Below are 620 nucleotides of genomic sequence, written 5' to 3' on the forward strand. Positions count from 1 at the left end.
GAATACCCCAATTGAAAAGGCTGACCCACGTAGCGCCAGCCCCTTTTCTTAATGCGCCAGCATCGCCTTGATGCCGAGGGCCGCTAAGCCAATGACCATAAGCGTCAGGTAGATCACGTTGCGCAACCAGACCAAACGGCGCACGTTCTTGTTCGCGATTGGAAACATGTCGCCCCCTAGCAGCGTTCAATCAGGTCAGACTGAAAAGCGAAAACTCAACCTGACCGCCGTTACTCTTTTCCGTGTAACTGCCTCCTGCCCCTTTTCCGGCACGGCGTGTATACGTATTAAATCAAATTTTTAGCCTTGATTTTAATTAGATCGCCACTTTGCATCTCAATAACGAAATCAACCACACAACCGTCGCGATCGCAAGAAATCGTATTTACTGAGTTACTAGGCCCCCACGGCTCCATTGCCGGAATGTGAACCTCGGTCACGCCATCAAAAGTGAGACTTAAAGGCCTGAGTTCATGCGACACCGGAAGGAATACGCAACAAAGACGCTTTTCCCCCCAACGATGCTCCATCGAAAGCAAAACTGCGTCGTGTAATTTATCGAATTCGCTCATATCTATTTGACGATAGGCAGGTGGGCTTCTGGCGATTCATTCGGCACC

General features: G+C 49.8%; 1 protein-coding gene. It reads right to left on the reverse strand.

All coding sequences use genetic code 11. The features are described from left to right. Nucleotides 1–287: 287 nt before the first annotated feature. Complete coding sequence (locus QQL64_RS12990; RefSeq protein WP_284400342.1) at nucleotides 288–572, reverse strand: hypothetical protein; 285 nt, start codon at nucleotides 570–572, stop codon at nucleotides 288–290. Between the last annotated feature and the right edge of the window lie 48 nt (nucleotides 573–620).

The sequence above is a fragment of the Dyella lipolytica genome (assembly GCF_030160075.1).
GTDB lineage: Bacteria > Pseudomonadota > Gammaproteobacteria > Xanthomonadales > Rhodanobacteraceae > Dyella_B > Dyella_B lipolytica.